Raw genomic sequence first — 354 nt, 5'->3', positions numbered from 1 at the left:
AAATAGAGGCTCAGCGTGAGCGCTTGCAGCCTCTGCAGGAACAGCTCAGTGCTTTGAACTATCAAGCTGATCAAGCCTTTCAACAGGCGCTATACCAGGCTTCGTTGAAGACATTTGCAATACGCCTGTTGTTTGTCCTTCCTTTACTGATCGCTGCCATTTGGTTATTCCGCCGTCATCGTAATAGTCAGCACTGGCCTTTTGCCTGGGGCTTCATCTTTTTTGCCTTATTCGCCTTCTTTTTTGAGTTGGTCCCGTATTTGCCCAGCTTTGGCGGCTATATTCGTTATGGCGTCGGCGCCATATTGACCTTTCTTGGCGGAAAAGCCTTAATGCGCGCGCTGCAGCAGTACC

At 49.7% G+C, this 354-nt stretch carries 1 pseudogene; it reads left to right on the top strand.

Annotation, left to right across the window (positions count from 1 at the left end):
- Positions 1–354: pseudogene (locus tag KDM89_RS20625) on the top strand (serine endopeptidase); the annotation flags it as partial.

This window comes from Cognatundibacterium luofuense, from assembly GCF_018139685.1.
Taxonomy (GTDB): Bacteria; Pseudomonadota; Gammaproteobacteria; order Burkholderiales; family Burkholderiaceae_D; genus Undibacterium; species Undibacterium luofuense.
This window is presented reverse-complemented; position numbering and strand designations above follow the sequence as displayed.